Annotated in this window: 1 protein-coding gene; it reads left to right on the top strand. The window is 29.9% G+C overall.

The window, feature by feature from the left end:
* Nucleotides 1-167: 167 nt before the first annotated feature.
* A complete protein-coding gene (locus tag EZH24_RS14435; RefSeq protein WP_161976189.1) occupies nt 168-530 on the top strand; it encodes a DNA primase in 363 nt (120 codons plus the stop codon).
* The last annotated feature ends 119 nt before the right edge of the window (nt 531-649 follow it).

Below are 649 nucleotides of genomic sequence, written 5' to 3'. Positions count from 1 at the left end.
TCTGAAACTCATAGCTATACTCTCCATTTTTTAAGTAGAATTATTTTATTATATATTTATATAATAATCAATATATACGATTTTATATTAATTTTTTTATTTACACTTGACAAAAAAAACTATTATATTATTATTGCTTTAAAATCACATATTTACGGAGCGGATAAATGGAAAAAATAATATCCCTAAATTTTTTAGAAGAAATAAAAATCTTAAACGGCTATTTTGCAAGGTTCGATGACGACTTTGACGATGACGATTATAGCGAAGATTATGATGACGATGAAGATTTTGAAGACGAGAATTATGACGAAGACTACGATGACTTCGATGATGATGACGACCTTGACGATGACTTCGATGACGATGACGACTTTGACGATGACGACTTTGACGATGACGATGACGACTTTGACGATGACTTCGATGACGATGACGACTTTGACGATGACTTCGACGACAACGAATATATTGACGATTTCGATGATGAAGAAGACGATTACGATGACGATTTTGAAGACGATGAATAAATATAGAAAATAAAGAATAATATAACAAGGCGATTTAATGGCTGAAAAAAATAATAAAAAATTCGGCAAAGATAATTATAATAAATTTTATAATAATCGTAACGGTAGCCATAAAAAAA

The organism is Brachyspira catarrhinii (assembly GCF_005518285.1).
Taxonomy (GTDB): Bacteria; Spirochaetota; Brachyspiria; order Brachyspirales; family Brachyspiraceae; genus Brachyspira; species Brachyspira catarrhinii.
This window is presented reverse-complemented; position numbering and strand designations above follow the sequence as displayed.

Bases quoted from the DNA above. Each gene is read 5' to 3' on its own strand.
- EZH24_RS14435 (WP_161976189.1), top strand. From the start codon at position 168: ATGGAAAAAATAATATCCCTAAATTTTTTAGAAGAAATAAAAATCTTA.